The sequence below is a fragment of the Solwaraspora sp. WMMD791 genome (assembly GCF_029581195.1).
Taxonomy (GTDB): domain Bacteria; phylum Actinomycetota; class Actinomycetes; order Mycobacteriales; family Micromonosporaceae; genus Micromonospora_E.
On sequence record NZ_CP120737.1, the window covers coordinates 2,963,168 to 2,989,248 of the forward strand.

Genomic DNA, 26,081 nt, shown 5'->3' on the forward strand with positions numbered 1-26,081 from the left:
TGGCGGATCTGACCGCTGTGGCGAGTCATCTGCGCCGCCGGGTCACCAGGCGTTGCAGGATGATGAAGGCGAACAGCAGAGCGCCGATGACGATTTTCGTCCACCAGGAACTCAGGTCGCCCTGGAAGGCGATGATCGTCTGGATGAGACCGAGCACACCGACGCCGAGTACGGTGCCGAGCAGGTAGCCGGATCCGCCGGTGAGCAGCGTGCCGCCGATCACCACGGCGGCGATGGCGTCGAGTTCCATGCCCTGGGCGTGCAGGCTGTAGCCGGAGAGCATGTAGAAGCTGAGCAGCACCCCGCCGAGCGCGGCGCAGAAGCCGCTGATGGTGTAGACGGCGATCCGGGTCCGGGCGACCGGCAGTCCCATCAGCAACGCCGACTGGGGGTTGCCGCCGACCGCGTACACGTTGCGGCCGAACGGGGTGTAGGACAGCACGTACGCCGCGATCAGGACGACGATGAGCGCGATGACCACGCTGATCGAGATGAACAGACCGTCGCCGAACCGGATCCGGTGCTGCGCCATCGTGGTCCAGAACCCGTCGGTGATCGTGATCGAGTCCCGGGTGATCAGGTGGCACAGGCCGCGGGCGAAGAACATGCCGGCGAGGGTGGCGATGAATGGTTGGATGTCGAAGAAGTGGATGACCAGGCCCATCAGCAGCCCGATCGTGGTGCCGATCAGCAGCACCACCGGGAGCACCACTCCGGCCGGCCAGCCCTCGCGCAGCAGTACGGCGGCGCAGACCGTGGTCAACGCGACCACCGCGCCGACGGACAGGTCGATCCCGCCGGTGAGGATGACGAAGGTCATGCCGACCGCCACGACCAGCAGGAAGGCGTTGTCGACGAAGATGTTCAGCGCGACCTGTGGCCGGGAGAACCGGGGGTAGTTGAGCGCGCCGAGCCCGTACATGGTGGCCAGCAGGGTGAGCGTGGCCACCACCGGCAGGTGCCGCGACTGCGGCAGGTACCAGCGGTGCCGGGGGGCGCTCACCGTCGCAGCGGCGGCGGCGCGCTGCTGGGGGTCGCTGATGTCGATCATGCCTGTACCTCCGCCGCTGCCTGTCCGGCCGGGGTCGTTGCCGTCGGTGTGGCCGCTCGTGGTGCGTCGTCACCGGTGCCGCCGGACCGGGGGGCGGGTGGGCCACCTGGGCCACCCGGACCGCCGGGACCGCCGGGACCGCCCGGCCTGGTCTGGCCGCCACGGCGACCGAGGCCGGTGACCCGGGCCCGGAACGCCGGCGACTGCGCCAGGCAGAGCACGATCACCACGACCGCCTTGAACAGCAGGTTCGCTTCGCTGGGAATGCCGATGGTGTAGATGGTGATGTCGAGGGACTTGATGATCACCGCGCCGAGGACGCTGCCGGCCAGGGAGAACCGGCCGCCGGTCAGGGCGGTGCCGCCGATCACGACCGCGAGGATCGCGTCGAGTTCGATCAGGTTGCCGGCGTTGTTGCCGTCGGCGCTGGAGACGTTGGAGCTGAAGATCAGCCCGGCGATGCCGGCGCAGAGCCCGGCGAAGACGTACGCCAGGACGATCAGCTGCCGGGACCGTATGCCGGCCAGCCGGCTGGCGGTCGGATTGCCGCCGACCGATTCCACCAGCATGCCGAGCGCGCTGCGGCGGATCAGCAGCGCGGCGGCGGTGACCACGGCGGTCACTATCAGGACCGACACCGGCAGGGTCAGCGCGTAGCCGGCGCCGATCACCTTGTACGGCGCGGAGTTGACGTTGATGATCTGCCCGTCGGTGATCAGCTGCGCCAGCCCTCGACCGGCGACCATCAGGATCAGCGTGGCGATGATGGGTTGGATGCCGATCAGCGACACGAGGGTGCCGTTCCAGAGGCCGAGCAGCAGCGACAGGCCCAGCGCCATGGCGACCGCGAGCAGCACCCCGGAGACGCTGTTCTGGTCGGTCAGGCCGCTGATGTGCAGGCAGGCGATCGCGCCGGAGATGGCCATGACGGAGCCGACCGACAGGTCGATGCCGCCGGTGGCGATGACCACGGTCATCCCGACCGCGACCAGGATCAGCGGGGTGCTGGCCCGCAGGATGTCGATCAACGAGCCGTACAGATGCCCATCGCGCATCGTGATCGAGAAGAAGCTCGGGGTGAAGAACAGGTTGCTGACCAGCAGCACCACCAGAATCAGCACCGGCCAGAACAGTCGCTGCCGGCCGAGTCCGATCAGTCGTCGGCGTGCCTCGCTCATGCCGCCACCTCCCCGGCGATGGTGCGCATGATCCGGTCGGCGTCGACTCCCTCGCCGTTGGCCAACTGGTCGATCATCTGCCGGTCCCGCAGGACGGCGATCTTGTGGCTGAGCCGGAGGACCTCCTCCAGCTCGGCGCTGATGAACAGCACCGCCATGCCGCCGCTGGCCAACTCGACCACCAGGCGTTGGATCTCCGCCTTGGCGCCGACGTCGATGCCCCGGGTCGGCTCGTCGACGATCAGCAACCGGGGCTCGGTGATCAGCCACCGGGCCAGCAGGACCTTCTGCTGGTTGCCGCCGGACAGGTTGCGGATCGGCAGGTCCGGGTCGGCCGGCCGGATCTGCAGCGCGGCGATGTACTTGGCCACCAGCTCGTCCTGGCGGCGGCGGGGAATCGGCCGCGCCCAGCCGCGGGCCGCCTGGAGGGCGAGGATCAGGTTCTCCCGGACCGACAGCTCCTCGATGACGCCCTCGGCGCGCCGGTTCTCCGAGCAGAAGGCGATCCCGTTGGCCATCCCGGCCCGGGGGCCCCGCATCGTCGTCGGCCGGCCGTCGATGGCGATCCGGCCCCGGTCGGCGCGGTCGGCACCGAACAGCAGCCGGGCCGCTTCGGTCCGGCCGGATCCGAGCAGGCCGGCGAAGCCGACCACCTCTCCGGCGTGGATGGTGAGGTCGAACGGGGCGATCGCCCCGGTGCGGCCGAGCCCGGCGGCGTCGAGTACGGGTTCGCCGCCCTCGATGACCGACAGGTCGGGCTTGGACTGACCGTCGAGCTGCTCCAGGACGCTGAGCTCCTTGCCGATCATCTTGCCGACCAGTTCCAGCTGGCTCAGCTCGGCGACCGGCCACTCCCCGATCAGGCGGCCGTTGCGCAGCACCGTCATCCGGTCGGCGATCTCGTAGACCTGGTCGAGGAAGTGCGACACGAACAGGATCGCCACCCCCTCGTCCTTGAGCTGGCGGATCACCGCGAACAGCTCGGCGACCTCGGAGGCGTCCAGACTGGAGGTCGGCTCGTCGAGGATGAGCACCTTGGCGGAGATGTCGACCGCGCGGGCGATGGCGACCATCTGCTGTACGGCGAGCGAGTAGCTGGCCAACGGTGCGCTGACGTCGATGTCGAGGTGCAGCCGGCGCAGCAGTTCGGTCGAGTGCCGGCGCATCGTCGCCCACCGGATCGCGCCGAAGCGACGGGGTTCCCGGCCGATGAAGATGTTCTCGGCCACCGAGAGGTTGGGGCAGAGGTTCACTTCCTGGTAAACGGTGCTGACCCCGGCCTGCTGGGCCTGCAGCGGCCCGGTGAACCGCACCTGGCCGCCGGCGAGCCTGATCTCACCCCGGTCGATCCCGTAGACCCCGGTGAGCACCTTGATCAAGGTCGACTTGCCGGCACCGTTCTCGCCCATCAGGGCGTGCACCTCGCCGGGGAACATCCGGAAGTCGACGTCGTCGAGTGCGACGACGCCGGGGAAGGTCTTGCCGATTCCCGTCATCTCCAGGATCGGCACCACGTCGGTCATCCGTACCTCTCACTGCTGTCGCTGCCGCCGGGCTCGGGCGTCGGGGAGACCGCCACCGGCGGCCCTGCCCGGGTGTTCCGGTCAGGGCCGCCGGTCGTGGCTCAGTACTCCCGGGTGGGCAGGGCTTCCTTCGCCTGCTCCTGGGTGAAGGTGGTCTCCTCGGTGACCACCCGCTTCGGAACGGTCTCGCCGGCGTGCACCTGCTTGACCAGCTCCATCAGCTGTGGCCCGAGCAGCGGGCTGCACTCCGCGATGAAGTTGATCTTGCCGTCGGCCAGGGCCTGCATGCCGTCGCGGACCGCGTCGATCGTGATGATCGTGATGTCCTGACCCGGCACCAGACCCGCCGCCTCGATCGCCTCGATGGCGCCCAGGCCCATGTCGTCGTTGTGCGCGAAGAGCACGTCGATGTCCTTGTGCGCCTGCAGGAAGGCCTCCATGACCTCCTTGCCCTTGGCGCGGGTGAACTCGCCGGTCTGCGACGCGATGATCTCGAACTTCGGGTCGGCGGCGATCGCCTCACCGAAGCCCTGCTTGCGGTCGTTGGCCGGCGCCGAGCCGGTGGTGCCCTCCAGCTCGACGATCTTGACCGGGCCCGGGTTGTCGGCGAACTCCTGGACCAGCCACTCACCGGAGAGGCGGCCCTCCTTGACGAAGTCCGAGCCGATGAAGGTCTCGTAGAGCGTCTCGTCGGCGGAGTCGACGGCCCGGTCGGTCAGGATCACCGGGATGTCGGCGTCCTTGGCCTCCTTGAGCACCGTGTCCCAGCCGGACTCGACGACCGGAGAGAACGCGATCACGTCGACCTGCTGGGCGATGAAGTTGCGGATCGCCTTGATCTGGTTTTCCTGCTTCTGCTGCGCGTCAGCGAACTGCAGGGTGATCCCGGCCTCCTTGGCGGAGTCCTGGACCGACTTGGTGTTCGCCGTACGCCAGCCGCTCTCGGCGCCGACCTGGGAGAAGCCGAGGACGATCGCGTCGTCCCCGCCACCTGCGGCACCGTCGCCGCCGGAGTCACCGCACGCGGCGGCGGTCGCCACCATCATCGCCGCGATCGCGACGGCGGAAAAACGTCTGAGCACTGCCTACCTCCCGCTGAGGCTGATGCCGTCCGCCAGGGGGACGGACGGCCGGCGGTCGAAACGGCCCACGGGGCCGGTGGACCGATTGTTAGCGTTAACGTTGTCGCGAGTCGAAGCCCTCGTGGTACGTCGTGGCCTTCGACCCATTTGAGCCCCCTCCAGGTGGCCAGACTGGAGCGGAGCCGTGCGGCAGCTGGGGGCCAACCGCCGCGTTTCAGGAGTGTTACCGTTCTCATCGAGCGCGTCAAGGGGGTGAATCGGGGCCGTTACCGGTCCGTTGCGAGGGAACGCCCGTGAATCCCCCGGCGAGCGCCGATCCCGCAGATGAGCGATAACATAGACAGCTGTCGTCCACCAGAGTATCCGCTCCGTCGCCCACCGTGTGCCGCCTGCCCGGCGTACGGTCGGTCGCGGCAGTCACCTACACGCCGCCGGGCGTGATGGCGCGCCACCGTAGGTGACCGCTAACCTCGCTGGTGACGGAGCCGCCGCCGGTGGTGACCGTGCCGGTCCGGCGTACCCGGCCCGGCACGCCCGACCGCCGCGCGGACCGGCACCGACGCCGGCCCGCCACGCACACGGGCCGGCACCGACGTCGGACCCGTCAGATCATCGGCACAGCGCCGGCTCGACCCGGCAGGACTTCGAGGGTGGGCAACGGTGAGCAGCAGAGGCGTCCGGGAACCGGCGATGACGGATGTGGCCCGACTGGCGGGGGTCAGCCACCAGACGGTGTCCCGGGTGCTCAACGGCCATCCGAACGTACGGGAACAGACCCGGCTGCGGGTACGGGCCGCCATCGCCGAGCTCGGCTACCGGCCGAACCGCGCCGCACGGGCGCTGGTGACCGGGCGGTCCCAGGTGATCGGCGTGGTGGCCCAGAACTCCACTCTCTACGGTCCGGCGTCACTGCTGGCCGCCTTCGAGCAGGCCGCCGGCGCGGCCGGGTTCGCGGTGAACGTCGGCAGCGTCCGCAGCCTGGACCGGCAGTCCATCGCCGGCGTGGTGGACCGCCACCTGGACCAGCGGGTCGCCGGGCTGGTGGTGATCGCCCCCGTGGTGAGCGCCGGCGAGGCCGTCGAGCAGGTGCCCGACGGCGTACCGCTGGTCACCATCGACGGCGACCCGCAGCGCAACACCGCGCTGGTCACCGTCGACCAGGCCGCCGGTGCCCGGGCCGCCACCCGCTGCCTGCTGGAGGCCGGTCACTCCACCGTCTGGCACGTCTCCGGCCCGGCGGACTGGTTCGACAGCGCCGGACGGATCGCCGGCTGGGAGGAAACCCTGCGGGAGGCGGGCGCGGAGGTGCCACCACTGGTGCCCGCCGACTGGAGTGCCGCGTCCGGCTACCGGGCCGGGCAGATGCTGGCCCGGATGCGCGACGCCACCGCGGTCTTCGCCGCCAACGACCACCTCGCGCTCGGCATCCTGCGCGCCCTGAGCGAGCGGGGCCGCCGGGTCCCCGACGAGGTCAGCATCGTCGGCTTCGACGACGTGCCCGAGGCCGCCTACTTCACTCCCCCGTTGACCACCGTACGGCCGGACTTCGACGCGGTGGCCAAGGCCAGCCTGGCGTTGCTGCTGCGGCAGATCGAGTCCGGCGCCCGCAGCGACGAGCGACTCACCATCGAGCCGACCCTGGTCAGCCGCGACAGCGTGGCTCCGCCCCGCTGACCCGCTGACCCGCCGACTCACCGGCCGCTGACCCGCCGACCGACTCGGGCCGACCGCTCACCGGTGCGGATCGACCGCCGACCGGCACCGGTCGAAGATGTTTCGCACCGATTTCATCAACCTTGCACAGACTCTTGACAGCGATCTTGTTAGCGATAACACTGCTGACTCACACGGCCAACGAGCAGGCAACATATCCCTAATGTGGACGGCTGCGTCAGCCGCGCCGCCGCCCTGTCCCCGACCTCGGTCGGCGTACCTGCGGTCATGCCGTCCGGCCCGATCGCCGGTACCGCACCCGGCACTCCCACCCGTGGCGACCGCCGCGGGCATCCCACCCGAGGGGAGACGTTCGTGTACCCACGCACCATCACCATGAGTCGACGCGCGGTCGCGGTCGGCGCGGCAGCCGTCCTGGCCGCCGCGCTGACCGCCTGCGGATCCAGTGAGAAGACCGTCGGCCAGCAGGGCAACGACGGCGACAACACCGGAGCCCTGGTCGGTGTCACCATGCCGACCCGGGTCTCCGAGCGCTGGATCAGCGACGGCGACAACGTCAAGGCCGCCCTGGAGGAGCTCGGCTACCAGGTCGATCTGCAGTACGCCGAGAACGACATCCCCACCCAGGCCAACCAGATCGAGAACCAGATCACCCGGGGCGCCCGGCTGCTGATCGTCGCCTCGATCGACGGCACCGCGCTCACCACCCAGCTGCAGCAGGCCGCCGAGCAGGGCATCCCGGTCATCGCCTACGACCGACTGATCCGCAACAGCCCCAACGTGGACTACTACGCCACCTTCGACAACTTCAAGGTCGGCGTCCAGCAGGCCACGTCGCTGCTGGTCGGACTCGGCATGCTCAACGCGGACGGATCCGCCGGCGATGCCGCCGGGCCGTTCAACATCGAACTGTTCGCCGGCTCCCCCGACGACAACAACGCCACCTTCTTCTTCGACGGCGCCATGTCGGTGCTGCAGCCGCACATCGACTCCGGCAAGCTGGTGGTCCGCAGCGGCCAGACCGACTTCGACAAGGTCGCCATCCTGCGCTGGGATCCGGCCACCGCGCAGCGCCGGATGGAGGACCTACTCACCCGGACCTACCAGGGCGGCGTCACCGTCGACGGGGTGCTCTCGCCGTACGACGGCCTCTCCATCGGCATCCTGTCCGCGCTCAAGAGCAACGGGTACGGCACCGCCGGCCAGCCCTACCCGGTGGTGACCGGGCAGGACGCCGAGCTGGGCTCGGTCAAGTCGATCCTGGCTGACGAGCAGTACTCGACGATCTTCAAGGACACCCGGGAGCTGGCGAAGAAGACCGTCGAGATGGCGCACGCCATCCTCAGCGGCGGTGAGCCGGAGGTCAACAACACCACCGACTACGACAACGGGGAGAAGGTCGTCCCGTCCTACCTGCTCGAACCGGTGATCGTCGACAAGGGCAACTACGAGGTGCTGATCGAGAGCGGCTACTACTCCGCGGATCAGCTGGGCTGATCCGACGATGACCGCCGACGCCATCCTGCAGATGCGGGGAATCACCAAGACCTTCCCCGGCGTACGCGCTCTGCACGACGTGAACCTGAGCGTACGCCGGGGCGAGATCCATGCCATCTGCGGCGAGAACGGCGCCGGCAAGTCGACCCTGATGAAGGTGCTCTCCGGCGTCTACCCGCACGGGTCGTACGCCGGGGAGGTCACCTTCGACGGCCGGCCGTGCCACTTCGCCGGCATCCGCGACAGCGAACACCGGGGCATCGTCATCATCCATCAGGAGCTGGCGCTGTGCCCGCAGCTGTCCATCGCCGAGAACATCTTCCTCGGCAACGAGCAGACCCGCCGTGGGCTGATCGACTGGAACCACACCAACCATCAGGCGGCCCGGCTGCTGGCCACGGTGGGCCTGGCCGAGAACCCGACCACGATCGTGTCCGAGATCGGCGTCGGCAAGCAGCAGCTCGTGGAGATCGCCAAGGCACTGTCCAAGCAGGTCAAGCTGCTGATCCTGGACGAGCCGACGGCGGCGCTCAACGACGAGGACTCCGCGCACCTGTTGGACCTGCTGCGCGGGCTGCGGGACACCGGGATCACCTGCGTGATCATCTCGCACAAGCTCGACGAGATCCTCGCCGTCGCCGACACGATCAGCATCCTGCGTGACGGTGAACTGATCGAGACCCTCGACGTCAGCCACGACGAGGTCACCGAGGACCGGCTGATCTCCGGCATGGTCGGCCGGTCGATGGAGCACCGGTTCCCGCCCCGGACCCCGACGATCGGCGCCGAGGCGCTGCGGATCGAGGACTGGACGGTGCACTCCCCGGACCGCGACCGGGTGGTGATCGACGGCGCGAACCTGACCCTGCACCGGGGTGAGATCGTCGGCCTTGCCGGGCTGATGGGTGCCGGGCGGACCGAGCTGGCGATGAGCGTCTTCGGGCGGGCGTACGGCCGCGACATCAGCGGCCGGCTGCTCAAGGACGGCCGGCCGGTCGAGCTGCGCTCGGTCCGCGAGGCGATCGACCATGGGCTGGCGTACGCCACCGAGGACCGCAAGCGGTACGGCCTGAACCTGATCGAGGACATCCAGCGCAACGTGTCGGCGGCCGGACTGAGCCGGCTCGCCCGACGCGGCTGGGTCGACGAGGGCGCGGAGCACCGGGTGGCCCAGGAGTTCCGCGCCAGCATGAACATCAAGGCGCCGAGTGTGGCCAGCATCGTCGGCAAGCTCAGCGGCGGCAACCAGCAGAAGGTCGTCCTCTCGAAGTGGATCTTCACCGAGCCGGACGTGCTGATCCTCGACGAGCCGACCCGGGGCATCGACATCGGCGCCAAGTACGAGATCTACTCGATCATCAACCAGATCGCCGACAACGGTACGGCGGTCCTGGTCATCTCCTCGGAGCTGCCGGAGCTGATCGGGCTCTGCGATCGGATCTACACGCTGTCGGCCGGCCGGATCACCGGTGAGGTCGAGCGGGCCGAGGCCACCCAGGAACGACTCATGCAGTACATGGTGCAGGGACAGGAGGCCGGTCGGTGAACGCCGCCCGAATCAACATCCGCGAGAGCGGCATCTACATCGCGTTCGGGCTGATCGTCGCACTGTTCGCGGTGTTGACCGACGGCGCGCTGCTGCAGCCGCAGAACATCTCGAACATCATCGTGCAGAACTCGTACGTACTGATCCTGGCGATCGGGATGATCCTGATCATCATCGCCGGGCACATCGACCTGTCGGTCGGCTCGGTGGTCGGGGTGACCGGGGCGATCGCCGCCGTCCTGATGGTCGAGCACGACGTGCCCTGGCCGCTGGCGCTGCTGATCACCGTCATCGCCGGAGCCGCGATCGGCGCGTGGCAGGGCTTCTGGATCGCGTACTTCGGTATCCCCGCCTTCATCGTCACCCTCGCCGGCATGCTGCTGTTCCGGGCGCTGACCCTGACGGTGCTCGGCAACCAGGGCATCGGGCCGTTCCCGGACCCGGTCCGTACCCTCGCCAACGGCTTCACCGAGGGCTATCTGGGCAACATCGGGCTCGGTCCACTTGGCGGCGCGGACCTGACGAGTCTGTTGATCGGTCTGTTCGCCGTCGGCGGGATCGCGGTCAGCCAGTGGCGGGCCCGGGTCGCCCGGCTCGGCTACGACCAGGCGGTCGAGCCGCTGCCGCTGTTCCTGCTGAAGATTCTCGGTGCGTCGGCGGTGGTGCTGTTCGTCGTCGTGCAGTTGGCCCGGTTCAAGAACCTGCCGTGGGTGCTGGTGCTGCTGGCGGTGCTGGTGCTCGGCTACTCGCTGCTGACCAAGCGGGCCGTCTTCGGGCGGCAGATCTACGCCATCGGCGGCAACCTGCAGGCCGCGGTGCTGTCCGGGGTGAAGGCCCGCTCGGTGGTCTTCTGGATCTTCGTCAACATGGGTGTGCTCGCCTCGGTCGCCGGGATCATCTTCGCCGGCCGGCTCAACCTGGCCGGGCCGACCGCCGGTAACACCTTCGAACTGGACGCGATCGCCGCCGCCTTCATCGGCGGCGCGGCCGTCCAGGGCGGTGTCGGCAAGGTCGTCGGCGCGGTCACCGGTGGCCTGATCATGGGCGTGATCAACAACGGCATGTCGCTGATCGGCGCACCCAGCGAGAACGTCATGCTGGTCAAGGGCGCGGTGCTGCTCGCCGCGGTCGCCTTCGACGTGTGGACCAAGCGCCGGGCCGGAGCCAGCGCCCGCTGACCCGCCCGGCGACCCCCGTCGCCCGCCCCGGCTGCCCGGCGTCCCGCCGCCCCGCTGCCCGGCGCGCCGAACCGGCCGGAAAGCGCTGGAAACGGTCGGCGGTGCGGCGCAGCTCACCATCGCCCAGCGCCGCCGCACCCGCGGAGATCACCGTCGCTACCCTGCTGGGGCTCAGTGGCTCTGCCAGCGCCGGCCAACCCGGTGACGGTGGCCCGATCCGGCCACCTGCGGAGGTCACCTCGCGTTCCGTAGGCAACCACGCCTACCGCGACCTGCCCCGCCCCCACACGACGGGGGCGGGGCAGGACACTTTCGCGGGCGCAACGGCCAGAGTGCGCCGCACAACTGCGCATTGTGGAAGAAGGCAGTTCCCGTCGACGCGGTCATCATGAGTGCATAGCCGACTACCTCAAGTAGCGGACATCAGCAACTCTCAGGGAGCGCCATGTCGACACCGCACCCGCCGACCTCCACCACCACAACCACCGGGGCGTCTTCCGCGCCTTCCACCCGCGCGACGTCACTGTTCGTCAACGGCCACTTTCCCCGCCGCCGGGGCCTGATCGCGGCGCTCGCCGTCCTCGGTGGCTTCCTGCTGACGGTCGTCTGGTCGGCGGAGTTCGTCGATCGGACCATCGGCGACAACGTGGCAAACACCCTTCTCGGCCACGACGCCAAGGAGACCGCGATCGCCGGCGTCGCGGCCGGCATCATCTTCGCCTTCGTGTCCGGCCTGGCCGGTACCTTCACCGCCTGCAACGTCGCGGTCTTCGGCACCATGGCACCGCTGTTGGGCAAGGGTGGCAGCCGATGGGACGCACTACGGCAGACGCTGCGCCCACTCGGCTGGCTCGCCGTCGGCATGGTCGGGGTGTCCGCCGCGTACGGCGCTGTCGTCGGGCTGGTCGGCACCAGCATGCCGCAGTTCTCCACCGCCGCGAACACCCCCGGCACGCTGTCGCCCCGGTCGATCCAGTCCATGGTGGTCTACGGCATCATCGGCCTGGTCATGGTCTACCTCGGACTGGCGGCTCTGGGCATCGTGCCCGACCCGCTGGCCGGCGTCGCCGCCCGATTCCCGAACGCTGCGATGGTGCTGATGGGTGCCCTGGTCGGCGGGTTCCTGATCGGCCGGCCGTTCGCCCTGTTCCGGCAGTTGTTCCGGGACGCCGCCGAAAGCGGCAACCCGCTGTACGGAGCCGGGGCGTTCGTGCTCCAGTCGCTCGGCAACATCGTGGTGATGGCGGTCCTGCTGCTGGCGATGACGTTCCTGCTCGGCGGGCGCCTGCAGCGTTGGTTCGCCGCCGACCCGCGACGGATCACGGTGGTCACCGCGGTGGCCCTGATCGCCGCCGGGGCGTTCATGTTCCTCTACTGGGACGTCCGGCTGCTGGCCCGCCGCGAGATCCTCCCCTGGTATCCGACGGCGCCCTGGGCCTGACCCGTAGGCGGTGCCGCAGGCGGGTGCCGCTGGCGGCGTCAGCCGCCGGCGGCCCGCACCAGGCTCGCCTCGACGGAGACCAGCAGGTCCTCGACGTCGCCGGGCGGCAGGTACGCGGTGTCCGCCGTGACCACCAGCGCGACCCCGCCCGGGTCGTCCATCACCTGCCACCGGCACCGCCAGGCGAACCGGTCCGGTGCCGGCAGCCAGGTCAGCACGCTGCGGTCGGTCGCGGCCCACAGTGCCGCCCGGTCGGCGACCGGTGCCGGCCCGCTCTCCCGGGGCAGCCGCAGGTCGTTGACGTAGCAGTGTGGTGCCAACGCGGAGGCGAGGTGGTGCCCCCGTGCGGCGAACGCCGCCGCCAGCGTCGCCGGGTCGTAGTAGGCGTGCCGGTACGCCGCCAGTGCCGCCTGCCAGGTCGGGCCGAGCAGGTCGGTGAGGCGGCGCCGGCCGGTCAGGTCGAGGTGACACAGCCCGATCTGGTTGAGGCTGGCGACGGCGGTGCGGTGGTGCACCCGGAACCGGTTGCTGGACATGGTGGCCAGCCCACAGCCGTCGGTGCCGGCCCGGTCGGCGACCGCCAACGCGATCGCGGCCAGCAGCACCGTCGCGGTGCTCACCCCGTACCGGGCGGCGACCACCCGGGCGGCCAGGTCCACCGCGCCGGAGACCAATCGGGCGACCCGGTGCCGGGGCCCGGCACCGACCGGATCATGCGGTCCGCCGCTGACCGGCTGGCGCGGCCCTGGGCCGGCCCCGGCCGGGAACATCTCGGCGGGCAGGCGCTCGAACTGCGCGAGCCAGTGCCGCGCCGCCCGCTGCGACCGGGGGCCGCCGTGGCACGCCTCGTCGGCGGCGACGTCCGCCGGTTGCCAGCCGGCCGGTCCGGGTACGGCGCCGCGCAGCACCGCCAGCCGCAGGTCCCGCAGCAGGATCTCCGCGGCGTGGAAGTCGACCACGGCGTGACTGAAGGCGAGCGCCACCTGACGTACCCGGTCACCGCAGCGGACCAGGCCGACCCGCAGGGCGAACTCGCCACGGTGGTCCACCGGGTCGGCGGCCAGTTCCGCGGCGAGCTCCGTCGCGGCCCGCGCACCGTCGGGGTCGGCCCGCGACGGCGGTACGGTGAGCAGGCGTACCGGCAGCGTGCCGGTGGCCGCGACCACCTGGCGCAGGTCGTCGCCGGCCGGCTGGAAGCCGGTCCGTAGCGCCGCGTGACGCTCGACGAGCAGCCCGACGGCCCGGCTCAGCCGCTCGACGTCGGCGTCGGCCCGGTCCGGCACCCGCAGGGTGCGGGGCAGGTGGGGCACCGCCGGGGCGGCGTCGAAGGCCGCCCGGTCCGGCCAGGTCGCACGCTGGCTCCAGGTCAGCGGTGCCACGGCGGCGGCGGACGACGCGGCGACCCGGATGGAGGGCACCGGTCGGCTCAGCCGCGCCCGCCGGGCTGCCAGGGCCAGCCGACGTCACGGTGGGCGGCCTCGATCAGCAGTCGCTCCAGGTCGCGAAGGTAGGGCTCGACCGTCTCCGGTGGCAGGAACCGGCTGTCCGCGCTCAGGGTGAGCCCGACGGCGTCCGGGGCGTCCACGACGTGGACCAGCCGGTGCCAGGAGGCGACGTCGAGCCCGTCGGTCCAGCTGAAGGTGCTGCGCTCGGCGGCGGCCCGCAACTGGGACCCGGACCGCTCGGCGACATCGTCGACCGCGTTGCCGGCCGGCAGCCGTACGTCGTTGAAATAGTAGTGCGGAAGAAATGCCGTGGTGTAGTCGTACCCCATCGTCTCGAAATTCTTTCGCATGGCAGCGGTGTCGTAGTAGGCGTGCGAATAGCCGTCTAGCGCGACCCGGTAGATCCGTGGTAGCAGCTCGAAGAAACTCGGTCGGTCGGCGATGTCCAGGACGCAGAAGCCGATCTGTCCAAGATTGGCCACGGCGTCGACGTACTCGGGTCGGAATCGGTTGTGCGCCATGTTGAACAGACCGCAGATCTGCCGCCCGGTCGCGCCGGCGGCGAGCGCCGTGGACGCGGCGAGCAGCACCGTGGAGACGCTGGTGCGGTGCCGTGCGGCGATCATCCGGGCGGCGGTGGCGACGGCCGACGAGACCAGGGTGCCCCGGCGCAGCCGCGGGGTGAGCTCGGGTGCCACCTGCTCGAACGGGGTGCCGGCGAGGCGCTCGTACTGTCGGGCCCAGTACGCCACCGCCCGGTCCGACCGGGGCTGGTCGGGGCCGTGCTGACGGCGCGCCACGTCCAGCGACTGCAGCCCAGCGGGGGTACGCAGGTCGCCCCTGAGCAGGATCAACCGCAGGTCGCGCAGGACCACGTCGACCGCGTACGCATCCACCGTGGAGTGACTGAAGATCAGCACCAGCTGGCGTACCCGATCGTCGACCTGCACCACGGCGAACCGCACCGGCCACTCCCGAGCGTGGTCGAACGCGACGTCACCGAGGCGGCGCATCAATCCGGCGGCGACCTCGCTGCCGTCGCCGTCACCGGCCACGACCAGGATCGGCACCTGCCCGGCGGCGGCGACCTCCTGGCGGTTGGCGCCCTCCGGCGTCGGACAGACCCGGGTCCGCAGCCCGGCGTGCCGACCGACCAGGGCACCGATCGCCCGCGCCACGCTGGCCAGGTCGTCGGGTGCCCGACGGGGCACCGCGAGCACCCGGCGCAGGTTGAGGAACAGATGCTGGGTCTTCGACAAGGTGGCGGCCCGCCACATCACCTGCTGGGCCCAGGTCATCGGGCCGCTGTCGGTGCGGCCGGCGTGGAACTCGGCGTGGACCAGATCGTCCATGGCCCACTCGGTGGGCACGACAGCATCCGCGAATCGCATTCCTGACGGTACGACGGCACGACGTGCAGCGAATCGATCGTTCGTCTGCACCACCGTGCACCAAAAGTTGATTCCCATGTCTCGATGATGCGAGTCAGGCTGATGGTTCACGCCGAGAGATTGAGAGCGGCCTGGGTGACGAATCTCGACCTACCAGCGCAGGACATCCCGATTCAATCACACGTGATTCAGCACCGAAAAGGGCAAAGTCCGACTTTGTCGTTCGGCCAGGAGCGGATCTGGTTCACCGAGCAGCTGACCCCGGGCACCGCCGGCTACGTGGTGCACAGCACCGTACGGGTGCGCGGGTCGCTCGACGCCGGGCTGCTGCGCGCCGCGCTGGACACCGTCGCCGCCCGCCACGACAGCCTGCGCATGCGGTTCACCGAGAGCCCCGACGGCGAGCCGCAGGTCGAGGTGGTGCCGGAGGTCGCGGTGCCGTTCACGGTGACCGACGCCGTCGACGAGGCACACGCCCGGCGGCTGGTCGACGACGCCGTGCGGTCGCCGTTCGACCTGGCGTCCGCCCCGCTGCTGCGGGCGCTGCTGGTCCGCCTCGGCGAGGCCGACCAGGTGCTGCACGTCGGGATGCACCACATCGTCAGCGACGGCTGGTCGCTGAACCTGCTGCTCGCCGAGGTCGCCACCCTCTACGGAGCGCTCACCGACGGCCGGCCGGTGCCGCCACCGCCGGCCATCGACTACGTCGACTACGCCCGCTGGCAGCGCGACGGCGCCGACGGTCCGGCCGCCGAGCGGGAACTGGCGTACTGGACGACGACGCTGGCCGGGGTGCCGGCGCTGGACCTGCCGGGCGACCGGCCCCGGCCGGCGGTGCAGTCGTACGCCGGTGACGTGCACCGGTTCACCGTCGACGCCGAACTGACCGCCGGGCTGCGCCGGCTCGGCCGCACCCACCGCAGCACCCTCTACATGATCCTGCTCGCCGGCTGGCAGTCCGTGCTGTTCCGCTACAGCGGGCAGCGGGACTTCGCCGTCGGCTCCCCGGTCGCCGGCCGGGTGGTCCCGGAGGTGGAGAACCTGGTCGGGCTCTTCGTCAACACGGTCGCGATCCGCGCCGATCTGTCGCGCACCGACGCTGCGAGCGACAGCGGCACCGGTCAGCGGCGCGGTGCCGACAGCGGGCAGCACGGCGCCGACGCCGAGGAGCCGAGCTTCGCCGAGGTGCTGCGGCGCACCCGCAGCCGGGTGCTCGGGGCGCTCAGCCACCAGCAGGTGCCGTTCGAACGGCTGGTCAAGGAGTTGAACGTCAGCCGCGACGTCAGCCGGGCACCGGTGTTCCAGGTGCTGTTCACGTTGCAGAACTACGGGCGGGCGCAGAGCCGGTGGCCGGCGGGGATCGAGACCGCGGCGTTCGGCAGCGACGCCGCCGCCGCCCGGTTCGACCTGTCGCTGTACGTCAGCGAGACCGACGACGGGCTGCTGCGGGCCATGCTGGTCTACGACACCGACCTGTTCGACGCCGCGACAGTGGCCCGGCTCGCCGGGCACTACCAGGCGCTGCTGCGGGCCGCCGTGGCCGCACCCGAACGACCGGTGGTGGACCTGCCGCTGCTCGACGCCGGGCAGCGGCGGGAGCTGGACGGGTACGCGACCGGGCCGCTGCCGCCGGCCGACCGGCCCCGCCCGGTGACCGCCGGGGCGGCCACCCTGGCCGACCTGGTCACCCGGCACGCGGTGGCTGCCGGCCAGGCGACGGCGGTGGTCTGCGGCGACGACCGGATCAGCTACGCCGACCTGGACCGGCAGGCCAACCAGCTGGCCCACCACCTGCGCGAACACGGGGTACGCCCCGGCCGGGTGGTCGGCGTCTGCCTGGAGCAGTCGGTGCAGCTGGCCGTCGCCCTGCTCGGGGTGCTGCGCGCCGGTGGCGCGTACCTGCCGCTGGATCCGGAGCAGCCGCCCGCCCGGCTGGCGTTGATGCTCGCCGACGCCGCGCCGGCCGCCGTACTGACCAGCACCGCCGTACGCGCCGCGCTGGGTGGCGACACGGCACCACCGCCGGTGGCGGCCGCGACCTGCCTGGACCGCATCGGCCCGGAGCTGGCGCGTCGACCGACGCACCCGCCGGACGGCGGTGCCGGCGGCGACGACCTGGCGTACGTCATCTACACCTCCGGCTCCACCGGGGTGCCCAAGGGGGTCGCGGTCGCCCACCGGCCGGTGCTGAACTACCTCGACGGCGTCGCCGAACGGTTCGCCGTGGTGCCGGCCGCCCGGTACGCGCTGCTGCAGTCGCTGTCGTTCGACTTCAGCGTGACGGTCTTCTACCTGGCGCTGGCGACCGGCGGCTGCGTGCACCTGGTGCCCCGCCGGTGCACCGGTGACGAACTCGCCGAGGTGCTGCGGGCCGAGGCCATCGACTACCTGAAGATGACCCCGTCGCATCTGCGGGCGTTGGCCGCCGAGGCGGGCACCGCCCGGCTGCTGCCCCGGCGGGCCCTGATCCTCGGCGGTGAGGCGGCCGACCTGGCCTGGGCCGCCGAGCTGGCCGGGCACGGGGTGCCGGTGTTCAACCACTACGGCCCCACCGAGGCGACGGTCGGCGTCACCACGTACCGGGTGCAGGCCGACGAGCGGGGGCCTGGCAGCGTCCCCATCGGACGGCCGCTGCCGTACGCCCGGGTGTCCGTGCTCGACGCCCGGATGCAGCCGGTGCCGGTCGGGGTGCCCGGCGAGATCTACCTCGGCGGCGACCGGCTCGCCGAGGGCTACCTGCACCGGCCGGAACTGACCGCGCAACGGTTCGTCGCCGACCCGTTCGGCGCCCCCGGCGACCGGCTGTACCGCACCGGCGACCTCGGCAAATGGCGCGCCGACGGCAACCTGGTCTTCCTCGGCCGCACCGACCACCAGGTCAAGATCCGCGGCTACCGGGTGGAGCTGGGTGAGGTCGAGACGGCCCTGCGGGAACTGCCCGGGGTCCGGCAGGCCGTCGCGCTGTTGCGCGACGACCGGCTCGTCGGCTACCTGGAACGGGCGGACCCGCGGGCAGCGCCGGGAGCCGACCCGCAGGCAGCGCTGCCGGCCGCGCCGGAGCCCGCCGAGCTGCGTCGGCTGCTCGCCGACCGGCTCCCGGACCACATGATCCCCGCCCGGTTCTGCTGGCTGGACCGGCTCCCGCTGCAGGACCACGGCAAGGTCGACCGGGCGGCGCTGCCGGAGGAGTCCGACGGCCCACCCACCGGCGCGTACGTCGCGCCGCACGGCCCGGTGCAGACGATGATCGCCGAGATCTGGCAGGCCGTCCTGCAGGTGCCCCGGGTCGGTGCCACCGACGACTTCTTCGACCTGGGCGGACACTCCCTGCTGGCCACCCAGGTGATCGCCCGGCTGCGCCGGCAACTGCCGCAGGTCTCCCACGACGTCGAACGGCCGTCGGTCACCGTGATGGACCTGTTCCGGCACCGGACCGTACGTGACCTCGCGGCGCTGCTCACCGACGGCGCCGAGCGGGCCGGCGGCCTGCTGCACGAGCTGACCGCCCCGGTGACCACCGGCCAGCCGGTCGCGACCCTGGTCTGCGTCCCGTACGGCGGTGGCAGCGCCGTCGTCTACCAGCCGCTGGCCGACGCCCTGCCGCCCGGCTACCGGCTGCTGTCGGTCGCGATGCCCGGTCACGACATCGGCCTGGCCGACGAGCCGGCACCGATCGAGGAGATCGCCGACGGGGTGGTCACCGAGATCCTCGACCGGGTCGACGGGCCGGTGATCCTGTACGGGCACTGTGGGCCGGGCGGCGCGGTCACCACCGAGGTGGCCCGCCGGCTGGAGGCGGCCGGTCGGGACCTGACGGCGGTCTACCTCGGCGCGGTCTTCCCGTTCGGCCGCCCGACCGGCGGCCTCCTCGGGCCGCTGCTACGGATGCGCCTGGTGGACCGGATTCGCAGTGACCGGATCTACCGGACCTGGTTGCAGGCGCAGGGCACCGCGGTCGGGTCCCTCGACCCGGACGAGATGGCGTTCCTGATCCGGGCGATGCGGCACGACGCGCAGGTCTCCGAGGAGTACTTCACCGCGCTGCTGCGTGACCGGGTCGCCCCGCTACGGGCCCCGGTGATCTCGGTCGTCGGCGAGCAGGACCGCAGCACCGACTTCCATCAGGAACGGTTCCAGGAGTGGCACTTTCTGACCGACCGCACCGCGCTGGCGGTGATCGACGAGGCGGGGCACTACTTCCTCAAGTACCGGGCGACGGAGTTGGCGGCGATCGTCACCGGTAGCCACCAGCGCCTCTCCGAGGCCGCAGCCGACGGACCACCGGCGGCCGACGCGGTGCCAGCGGCCGACGCGGCGCCGGCGGACAGCTCATCGGCCGACGACTCCCCGGATCCGGGGTGGCGGCTGGTGGCGGTCTCCGACCGGGGGCCGGCGGCCGCCACCGGTACGGCCGCCACCGCTCCCGCTACCGGCGATGCCGCCGTCGTCTCGCGTACCGCCGCCGGGCCGACCACCGACCGGCGGGCCGGGCCGCCGCCCAGCCTGCGCCGGTTCGGCCTGGTCGCGGCCGGCCAGATCGTCACCACCACCGGTACGGCGCTGACCAACTTCGCCGTACCACTGTGGATCTATCTGGAGACCGGCTCGCTGGCCCGGTTCGCGCTCTTCTCGATCGTCAGCCTGCTGCCCGGTCTGCTGCTCGCGCCGCTGGCCGGTGCGGTGATCGACCGGACGAGCCGCCGGCGGGTGCTGCTGGCCGCGAGCGTCGCCGCCGGTGGGGCCAAGGCGGTGATGGCCGGGCTGCTGCTCACCGACCGGGTCGAGATCTGGCACTTCTACCTGCTGGTCGGCTGGCTGTCGGTGGTGCTGGCGTTCCAGCGGCTGGCGTTCGTGTCGGCGGTACCGCAACTGGTGCCCAAGCGGTTCCTCGGCCACGCCAACGGGGTGACCCAGACCGCGCTCGGGCTGACCCAGTTCATGGTGCCGCTGCTCGCGGTCGGCGCGCTCGAGGCGGTCGGCCTGGCCGGCATCATGGTCATCGACGTGACCGCGTACCTGTTCGCCATCGCGGTGCTGATCGCCATCCGGTTCCCCCGCACGTTGGCGCTGCAGCGGCGGGAGAGCCTCGGGCAGGAGATCCTCGGCGGGTTGCGGTACTCGCTGCGCCGCCGCGAGTTCCGCGGCATGCTCGCCTTCTTCGCCGCGCTGAACCTCTTCCTGTTCCCGGTGCTGTTCCTGCTCTCGCCGCTGGTGCTCGGCTTCGCCGACCTCGCCGAAGTGGCGCGGATCGCGCTCACCGGCGGCGTCGGCGCGGCCCTCGGCGGCCTGGTGATGCTGGTCTGGGGCGGGCCGCGCCGGTACCGGATGCGGGCCGTGCTGATCGGCACCCTCGGCATCGCGGTGGCCTGCGTGGTGACCGGGCTACGCCCGAGCCTGCTGGTCATCGGCGCCGGAGCGTTCGGCATGTACTGCGCGCTGGGCCTGGTCAACGGCATCTACAACACCATCGTCCAGATCAAGGTGCCGGCCCGGTTCCACGGCCGGGTGTTCGCCCTCAACCAGATGGTCGCCTGGTCGACGATGCCGCTCGGCTGGGGGGTGATCGCGCCGCTGGCGACCGCCGTACTGGAGCCGCTGCTGATGCCCGACGGCGCGTTGGCGGCGTCGGTGGGCGCGGTGATCGGCGTCGGTCCGGGCCGGGGCATCGCCCTGCTGTACGTCGTGTTCGGACTGTGCATCGGGCTGACCGCCGTCGTGTCGCTACGGACCCGGGTGTTGTCCCGCTTCGACGACGAGGTCCCCGACGCGCCACCGGACGACCTGGTCGGCATCGAGGTCCGGCAGGCCCGGCTGGCGGCCCGGAGCGCCCGGTGACCACGCCCGTGCGGACCGTACCGGAGCTGCTCGACTGGCGATGCTCCGTGCACCCCGACCGGGTCGCGGTCGAGGTGCCCGGCGTCGACCAGCTGACCTTCGCGGACTGGCGAAGCGACGCCGGTCGGATCGCCCGGGCGCTGCGCGCCGCCGGGGTCGGTGCCGGCGACCGGGTCGGGCTGGTCTTCGGCGCCCGCGACTGGACCGGGTACGCGGTGGCGTACTGCGGCGTGCTGCGCGCCGGGGCGGTGGCGGTGCCGCTGTCCGACCGGCTCGCGCCGGGCCAGTTGGCGTACGCGCTAAGGCACTGCGACGCCCGTTGGGTGATCCACGGGCCACGCCCCGGCGGCGGATCCGGACCCGGGTCCCGCTCCGGATCCGCCGCCACGCCGGTGGTGCCGGCCGGGGTCGACGTCTGGTCCGTCGCCGAGCTGCTCACCACCGACGGTACGGAACCGCCCGGTGCCGGCGGGGGTACGGAACCGCCCGGTGCCGCCGACGAGGGCGGCGTGGGTCTGCCGCGCCCCGGTGACCTGGCGCAGATCCTCTACACCTCCGGCACCACCGGCCGGCCCAAAGGGGTCGGCGCCAGCCACGCGAACCTGGTCGCCGGGGCGCCGACCCACCCCCGCAGGCTGGCGCTGGCGCACTCGCAGCGGTTCCTGCACGCGTTCCCGATCGGCACCAACGCCGGGCAGACGATGCTGTTCAACGCGCTGACCGCGAAGGCGGCGGCGCTGACCCTGCCCCGGTTCACCCCGCTGCGGTTCGCCCGGCTGATCCCCACCGCCGGCACCCTGTTCCTGGTGCCGTCGATGGCGATCGAACTGCTGGAGTCCGGCGTACTGGACGACTGCGACACCTCCGCAGTTGCGCTGGTCGGCTCGACCGCGGCGGCGCTGGCCCCGGCGGTGGCCGCCCGGCTCGCCGCGGCGTTCCCGGCCGCGACGATCGTCAACTACTACTCGTCGACCGAGGCGGCACCCGCGCAGACAGTGATGATCTACGACCCGGCGCGGCACGGCGCGGTCGGCCGGCCGGTCGACGGCGCGCTACGGATCGTCGACGAGCAGGGCCACCCGCTGCCGCCCGGCACCGTCGGCGAGGTCTGGCTGCGGTGCGCCCATCCACGCGCCTACTTTCGCGACGACGAGGCCAACCGGGCCACCTTCCGGGCCGGCTGGGTACGGATGGGCGACCTCGGCCGGCTCGACGACGACGGCTACCTCTACCTGACCGACCGCCACCAGGACGTGATCAAGTCGGGTGCGTTCAAGATCTCCACTCTGGAGGTGGAGGCGGCGCTGCACGAGCATCCCGCCGTCGGGCAGGCGGCGGTCGTCGCCGTACCGCACCCGGTGCTCGGGTCGGCGGTCGCCGCCGTGCTGGTGGCCCGCCCCGGCAGCGATCCCGCCGCGCTGCGGCTACCGGCGGTACGGCAGTTCCTCGCCGGCCGGCTCGCCGACCACCAACTGCCGGCCCGACTGGTGGTGACCGACACGTTGCCCCGCAACGAGGCCGGCAAGGTCCTCAAACGACAACTGACCGATCTGTTCGATCTGACGTGACCACCAGGAGGAGTTCCGTGGGCATCGCCGACGCCACGTACGCACAGCACGCTGTCTGGTTCACCGAACAGGCCGGGGTGGCCGGTACGGCGTACCACATGGCTCTGGGGGTGTGGTTCGGCGACGGCCTGGACCGGGCCGCGTTGGCCGCCGCCTGCGACGCCGTGGTCAGCCGGCATCCGATGCTCGGCTGCCGCGTCGACGAGGTCGACGGCGTACCGCGACTCGCGCCGGCCGCCCGGCGGCCGCAACTGACCGACGGCGACCCTGCGGTCGACGCCAGCGACCCGGCGTGCGTCGCCGCCGAGATCGCCCGGGCCCACGACCTGCGGACCGGTCCGCTGGCCCGGTTCGGCCTGCTCGCCGGCACCGACGGGCGGCACCTGCTGCTGGTCACCGCCCACCACCTGGTGTTCGACGGGATGTCCAAGGACGTGCTGGTCCGCGACCTGGCGGCGGCCTACAACGCGGCGCGGGCCGGCCGACCGATCCGGCTGCCGGCCCCGGATGAGCCGGGCAGCCGGGCGGCAGCGGAGCGTGACCGGGTCGCGGCCGGGATCCCGGCCGCCCGGGCCCACTGGGCCGCCCACTGGTCCGGGCCCGGCGGGGTCGTCCTGCCCGGGCTCACCCGGGTGCCGGTCGCCGCCGAACCTGGCGCCAGCGTGCCGGTCACCCTCGACGCGGACCTGGTCGACGGCCTGGACCGGGTCCGCCGCACGCTCGGCGTGACCCGGTTCGAACTGTTGCTCGCCGTCGTGCTGGCCGTGTTCGACCGGTACGGCAACCGGCAGGTGCCGGTCGGCGTCGGACTGTCCACCCGCACGCCGGGCACCGCCGACGAGATCGGGCTGTTCGTCAACGAACTGCCGGTGTGCGTCGCCGTCGCCGACGGCAGCTTCGGCGACCACGCGGTGGCCGTCCGGCGACAGGTCCGCGCGTTGAACGCGATCCGGTCGGTGCCGTTGGCACAGGTGGTCACCGGTCTGCGCCCGGCGCCGTCGGTCACCCCGGTGTCGGTCGGCTACCGACGGCGCGGCGCGGCGCCGGTGTTCGACGGCGTACCGAGCAGCGTCGAATGGTCACTGTTTTGCGGCGCGGCCCGCAACGCGCTGCACCTGCAGATCGTCGACGGATCCGGATCCGGATCCGACGGCGGTTCCGACGGCGGCGGTGGCGGCGGTGGCGGTGGCGATGCCGCTGTCGATCTGGTCGAGCTGAGTCTGCAGTACAGCCCGGCCGCGATCCCCGCCGACGCGGTCGCCCGGATCGGCACGCACCTGCGCACCATGCTCGCCGCCGTGGTCGACGACCCGTACCAGCCGGTCGACGGCCTTCCGTTGCTGCCCGCCGACGAACTCGACCAGGTGACCCGGGTGTTCGCCGGCGGCGACCGGGGCCGCCCCGAAGCCGCCACCGTGCCGGAGCTCTTCGCCGCGCAGGTGCGCCGGGATCCGACGGCGGTCGCGGTGATCGACGGCGATCGGCAGCTCAGCTACGCCGAGCTGGACGCCGCCAGCGCCCGCCTCGCCGCGATCTTCCGCCGGTTCGGTGTGGGTGCGGGGTCGCTGGTCGTGGTGGCGGTGGACCGGTCCTGGCAGGCGATCGCCGCGCAGCTCGCCGCCATGCGCTGCCGCGCCGGGTACGTGCCGGTCGACCCCGGACATCCGCCCGTACGGCAGACGATGATCGTCGGCGACGCCGAACCGACGCTGCTGGTCACCACGGCCGCCGTGGCCGCCCGACTGCCGGCCGGTGTCCCGGTGCTCGCCCTCGACCGGACCGGGCCTGCCGACGGTAGCGACTCGGGCGACCTCGCCGGAATGCCCGACCTCGCCGACCTGTGCGTCCTGCCCGGCCCGGCCGAGCCGACGCAGCGGCCCGGGGCCGACGACGTGGCGTACGTGCTCTACACCTCCGGCTCGACCGGGCGCCCCAAGGGCGTGGTGGTGCCGCACGGTGCCCTGGCGCACCTGGTGCAGGCGATGCGCGACCGGTTCGGTGGCGGTCCCGGTCACCGTTGGCTGCAGTTGACGTCGCTGTCGTTCGACATCAGCGCGGTGGAGATCTACCTGCCGCTGACCACCGGCGGGACGGTGGTGGTGGCGACCGGGGTGAGCGCGTTGGACGGTGCCGGCGTGCTGCGGCTGGTCCGCCAGGCCGGCGTCACCCACCTGCAGGCGACACCGTCCGGGTGGCAGGTGCTGCTGGCGGCCGGCCTGGCCGATCCGCTGGTCGCGGTCGCTGGCGGCGAGGAGCTGCCGGTGCCGTTGGCCCGCCAGCTGCGCACGCGGGTGGACCGGCTGGTCAACGGGTACGGGCCGACCGAGGCGACGATCTACGCGACGATGGCGGAGATCCCGCCGGATCCGGTGGTGGTGACGATCGGGCGGCCGCTGCCGCACACCACCGCGTACCTGCTCGACGAGCGTGGCCGGCCGGTGCCGGTCGGCGTACCGGGCGAACTGGTGCTCGGCGGGGCCGGCGTCGCCGCCGGCTACCTCCGCCGGCCGGAGCTGACCGCCGAGCGGTTCGTGGCCGACCCGTTCGCCGCCGGGGACGCCGCCGCCCGCCGCTACCGCACCGGGGACATCTGCCGGTGGCTGCCGGACGGGCAGCTCGAGTTCCTCGGCCGGGTCGACGATCAGGTGAAGATCCGCGGCCACCGGATCGAACTCGGCGAGATCACCGCCCGGTTGTTGGAGCATCCGTCGATCGCCCAGGCGGCGGTGCTGCTGCACACCGCGACGGCACCGGACGACAGCGGCGTCGCGCCGGACGACACCCGACAGCTGGTCGCGTACCTGGTCCCGGCCGGGCCGGCGCCGACCGTGGCGCAGCTGCGCCAGCATCTCACCCGGACGCTGCCGGCGGTGATGGTGCCGGGTGCCTGGGTGCTGCTGGACCAGCTGCCGACCGGCCCGAACGGCAAACTCGACCGGGCCGCTCTGCCGGCCCCGACCCGCGACGTCGCCGGCCGGGCATCGACGGGCCCCGAGGCTGCGGAGCCGGCTGCGGCGGCGCAGGGGCCGGTGGACCTCGCGGCGGCGGACCTCGCCACGACGGACCTCGCGGCGGCGGACCCGATCGTGGCCGAGATCCGGACCATCTGGCAGGACGTGCTGCAGATCCCTGAGATCGGTCTGCACGAGGACCTGTTCGACCTGGGCGGACACTCGCTCACGGTCACCCGGATCAGCAGCCGTATCCACCGGCGGCTCGGCGTCGAGGTGCCGTTGGAGACCTTCTTCGACGCCCCGACGATCGCCGAGATCGCCGACGTCGTCCGGGACGCGGCCACCATCCGGGCCTGACACCCCAGGCGGCCCGACACCTCCGGTGCCTGATCGGAGAGTCAGGCATCAACGACCATGAAGGGAACAACGATGGACGACGTACGGCTGCGTCGCCGGGTCGCGGACCTGGTCAGCGACGCCACCGGCGGCGACGTGGCGGCCGAGCAGGTCCTCGGCGGCGGATCGCTGGTCGCTCTGGGGCTCGACTCGCTCGGACTGCTGCGGCTGGTCGACGCGATCGAGTCCGAATTCGGCGTCGAGGTCGAATTCGACGGCGCCGACCGACCGGTGGACACAGTGGATGATCTGGTGGAGGCGGTACGGGCCGCCGGGTGACACGCGTATCGCCGCTCTTCGTTGTGGCCCCGCCCGGCTGCTG

Annotated in this window: 15 protein-coding genes; 9 read left to right on the plus strand and 6 right to left on the minus strand. The window is 71.9% G+C overall.

Going from position 1 to position 26,081, the window contains the following annotated elements:
- Window positions 1–25 precede the first annotated feature (25 nt).
- The 4 genes from yjfF to O7623_RS13050 all read right to left on the minus strand — a co-directional run bounded on the left by yjfF (window position 26) and on the right by O7623_RS13050 (window position 4,798).
- Window positions 26–1,051 (minus strand): galactofuranose ABC transporter, permease protein YjfF, encoded by a 1,026-nt coding sequence (yjfF, locus tag O7623_RS13035; RefSeq protein ID WP_282228886.1) that lies wholly within the window; start codon window positions 1,049–1,051, stop codon window positions 26–28.
- A complete protein-coding gene (locus O7623_RS13040) occupies window positions 1,048–2,229 on the minus strand; it encodes an ABC transporter permease (RefSeq protein ID WP_282228887.1) in 1,182 nt (393 codons plus the stop codon). The genes yjfF and O7623_RS13040 overlap by 4 nt, the downstream gene beginning before the upstream one ends.
- Window positions 2,226–3,752, minus strand: a complete 1,527-nt coding sequence (locus tag O7623_RS13045) for a sugar ABC transporter ATP-binding protein (protein WP_282228888.1) — start codon at window positions 3,750–3,752, stop codon at window positions 2,226–2,228. The genes O7623_RS13040 and O7623_RS13045 overlap by 4 nt, the downstream gene beginning before the upstream one ends.
- Before the next feature lie 101 nt (window positions 3,753–3,853).
- Window positions 3,854–4,798: an ABC transporter substrate-binding protein gene (locus O7623_RS13050; protein ID WP_282229398.1), complete on the minus strand. Its 945-nt coding sequence runs from the start codon at window positions 4,796–4,798 to the stop codon at window positions 3,854–3,856.
- Window positions 4,799–5,524: 726 nt separating this feature from the next.
- Between O7623_RS13050 and O7623_RS13055 the strand changes: the two genes are divergently transcribed.
- The 5 genes from O7623_RS13055 to O7623_RS13075 all read left to right on the plus strand — a co-directional run bounded on the left by O7623_RS13055 (window position 5,525) and on the right by O7623_RS13075 (window position 12,170).
- Complete coding sequence (locus O7623_RS13055) at window positions 5,525–6,508, plus strand: LacI family DNA-binding transcriptional regulator (RefSeq protein ID WP_282229399.1); 984 nt, start codon at window positions 5,525–5,527, stop codon at window positions 6,506–6,508.
- Window positions 6,509–6,883: 375 nt separating this feature from the next.
- Window positions 6,884–8,005 (plus strand): multiple monosaccharide ABC transporter substrate-binding protein, encoded by a 1,122-nt coding sequence (chvE, locus tag O7623_RS13060; RefSeq protein ID WP_282229400.1) that lies wholly within the window; start codon window positions 6,884–6,886, stop codon window positions 8,003–8,005.
- A gap of 7 nt (window positions 8,006–8,012) precedes the next feature.
- Complete coding sequence (gene mmsA / locus O7623_RS13065; protein WP_282228889.1) at window positions 8,013–9,551, plus strand: multiple monosaccharide ABC transporter ATP-binding protein; 1,539 nt, start codon at window positions 8,013–8,015, stop codon at window positions 9,549–9,551.
- Window positions 9,548–10,729: a multiple monosaccharide ABC transporter permease gene (gene mmsB, locus O7623_RS13070; RefSeq protein ID WP_282228890.1), complete on the plus strand. Its 1,182-nt coding sequence runs from the start codon at window positions 9,548–9,550 to the stop codon at window positions 10,727–10,729. The genes mmsA and mmsB overlap by 4 nt, the downstream gene beginning before the upstream one ends.
- A gap of 445 nt (window positions 10,730–11,174) precedes the next feature.
- Window positions 11,175–12,170 carry a hypothetical protein gene (locus O7623_RS13075; protein ID WP_282228891.1) on the plus strand — a complete coding sequence of 332 codons (996 nt, stop codon included), beginning with the start codon at window positions 11,175–11,177 and terminating at the stop codon, window positions 12,168–12,170.
- Between the two features lie 38 nt (window positions 12,171–12,208).
- Here O7623_RS13075 and O7623_RS13080 read toward each other — a convergent pair whose 3' ends face one another.
- Together O7623_RS13080 and O7623_RS13085 are read right to left on the minus strand one after the other, a co-directional pair.
- Window positions 12,209–13,588, minus strand: a complete 1,380-nt coding sequence (locus tag O7623_RS13080) for a condensation domain-containing protein (RefSeq protein WP_282228892.1) — start codon at window positions 13,586–13,588, stop codon at window positions 12,209–12,211.
- Between the two features lie 8 nt (window positions 13,589–13,596).
- Entirely contained in the window at window positions 13,597–14,985 is a 1,389-nt protein-coding gene (locus O7623_RS13085; RefSeq protein ID WP_282228893.1) for a condensation domain-containing protein, read from the minus strand.
- A 237-nt stretch (window positions 14,986–15,222) separates the two neighbouring features.
- Between O7623_RS13085 and O7623_RS13090 the strand changes: the two genes are divergently transcribed.
- The 4 genes from O7623_RS13090 (at window position 15,223) to O7623_RS13105 (ending at window position 26,038) form a co-directional block, all read left to right on the plus strand.
- Window positions 15,223–20,841: a non-ribosomal peptide synthetase/MFS transporter gene (locus O7623_RS13090; RefSeq protein WP_282228894.1), complete on the plus strand. Its 5,619-nt coding sequence runs from the start codon at window positions 15,223–15,225 to the stop codon at window positions 20,839–20,841.
- Window positions 20,838–22,409, plus strand: a complete 1,572-nt coding sequence (locus O7623_RS13095) for a class I adenylate-forming enzyme family protein (RefSeq protein ID WP_282228895.1) — start codon at window positions 20,838–20,840, stop codon at window positions 22,407–22,409. The genes O7623_RS13090 and O7623_RS13095 overlap by 4 nt, the downstream gene beginning before the upstream one ends.
- A gap of 17 nt (window positions 22,410–22,426) precedes the next feature.
- Window positions 22,427–25,720, plus strand: a complete 3,294-nt coding sequence (locus O7623_RS13100) for a non-ribosomal peptide synthetase (RefSeq protein ID WP_282228896.1) — start codon at window positions 22,427–22,429, stop codon at window positions 25,718–25,720.
- A 72-nt stretch (window positions 25,721–25,792) separates the two neighbouring features.
- The gene (locus O7623_RS13105) at window positions 25,793–26,038 is read left to right on the plus strand and encodes a phosphopantetheine-binding protein (RefSeq protein WP_282228897.1); all 246 of its coding nucleotides are present in this window, start codon (window positions 25,793–25,795) and stop codon (window positions 26,036–26,038) included.
- The last annotated feature ends 43 nt before the right edge of the window (window positions 26,039–26,081 follow it).

Bases quoted from the DNA above. Each gene is read 5' to 3' on its own strand.
- yjfF (WP_282228886.1), bottom strand. From the start codon at position 1,051: ATGATCGACATCAGCGACCCCCAGCAGCGCGCCGCCGCCGCTGCGACG.
- O7623_RS13040 (WP_282228887.1), bottom strand. From the start codon at position 2,229: ATGAGCGAGGCACGCCGACGACTGATCGGACTCGGCCGGCAGCGACTG.
- O7623_RS13045 (WP_282228888.1), bottom strand. From the start codon at position 3,752: ATGACCGACGTGGTGCCGATCCTGGAGATGACGGGAATCGGCAAGACC.
- O7623_RS13050 (WP_282229398.1), bottom strand. From the start codon at position 4,798: ATGATGGTGGCGACCGCCGCCGCGTGCGGTGACTCCGGCGGCGACGGT.
- O7623_RS13055 (WP_282229399.1), top strand. From the start codon at position 5,525: ATGACGGATGTGGCCCGACTGGCGGGGGTCAGCCACCAGACGGTGTCC.
- chvE (WP_282229400.1), top strand. From the start codon at position 6,884: ATGAGTCGACGCGCGGTCGCGGTCGGCGCGGCAGCCGTCCTGGCCGCC.
- mmsA (WP_282228889.1), top strand. From the start codon at position 8,013: ATGACCGCCGACGCCATCCTGCAGATGCGGGGAATCACCAAGACCTTC.
- O7623_RS13075 (WP_282228891.1), top strand. From the start codon at position 11,175: ATGTCGACACCGCACCCGCCGACCTCCACCACCACAACCACCGGGGCG.
- O7623_RS13105 (WP_282228897.1), top strand. From the start codon at position 25,793: ATGGACGACGTACGGCTGCGTCGCCGGGTCGCGGACCTGGTCAGCGAC.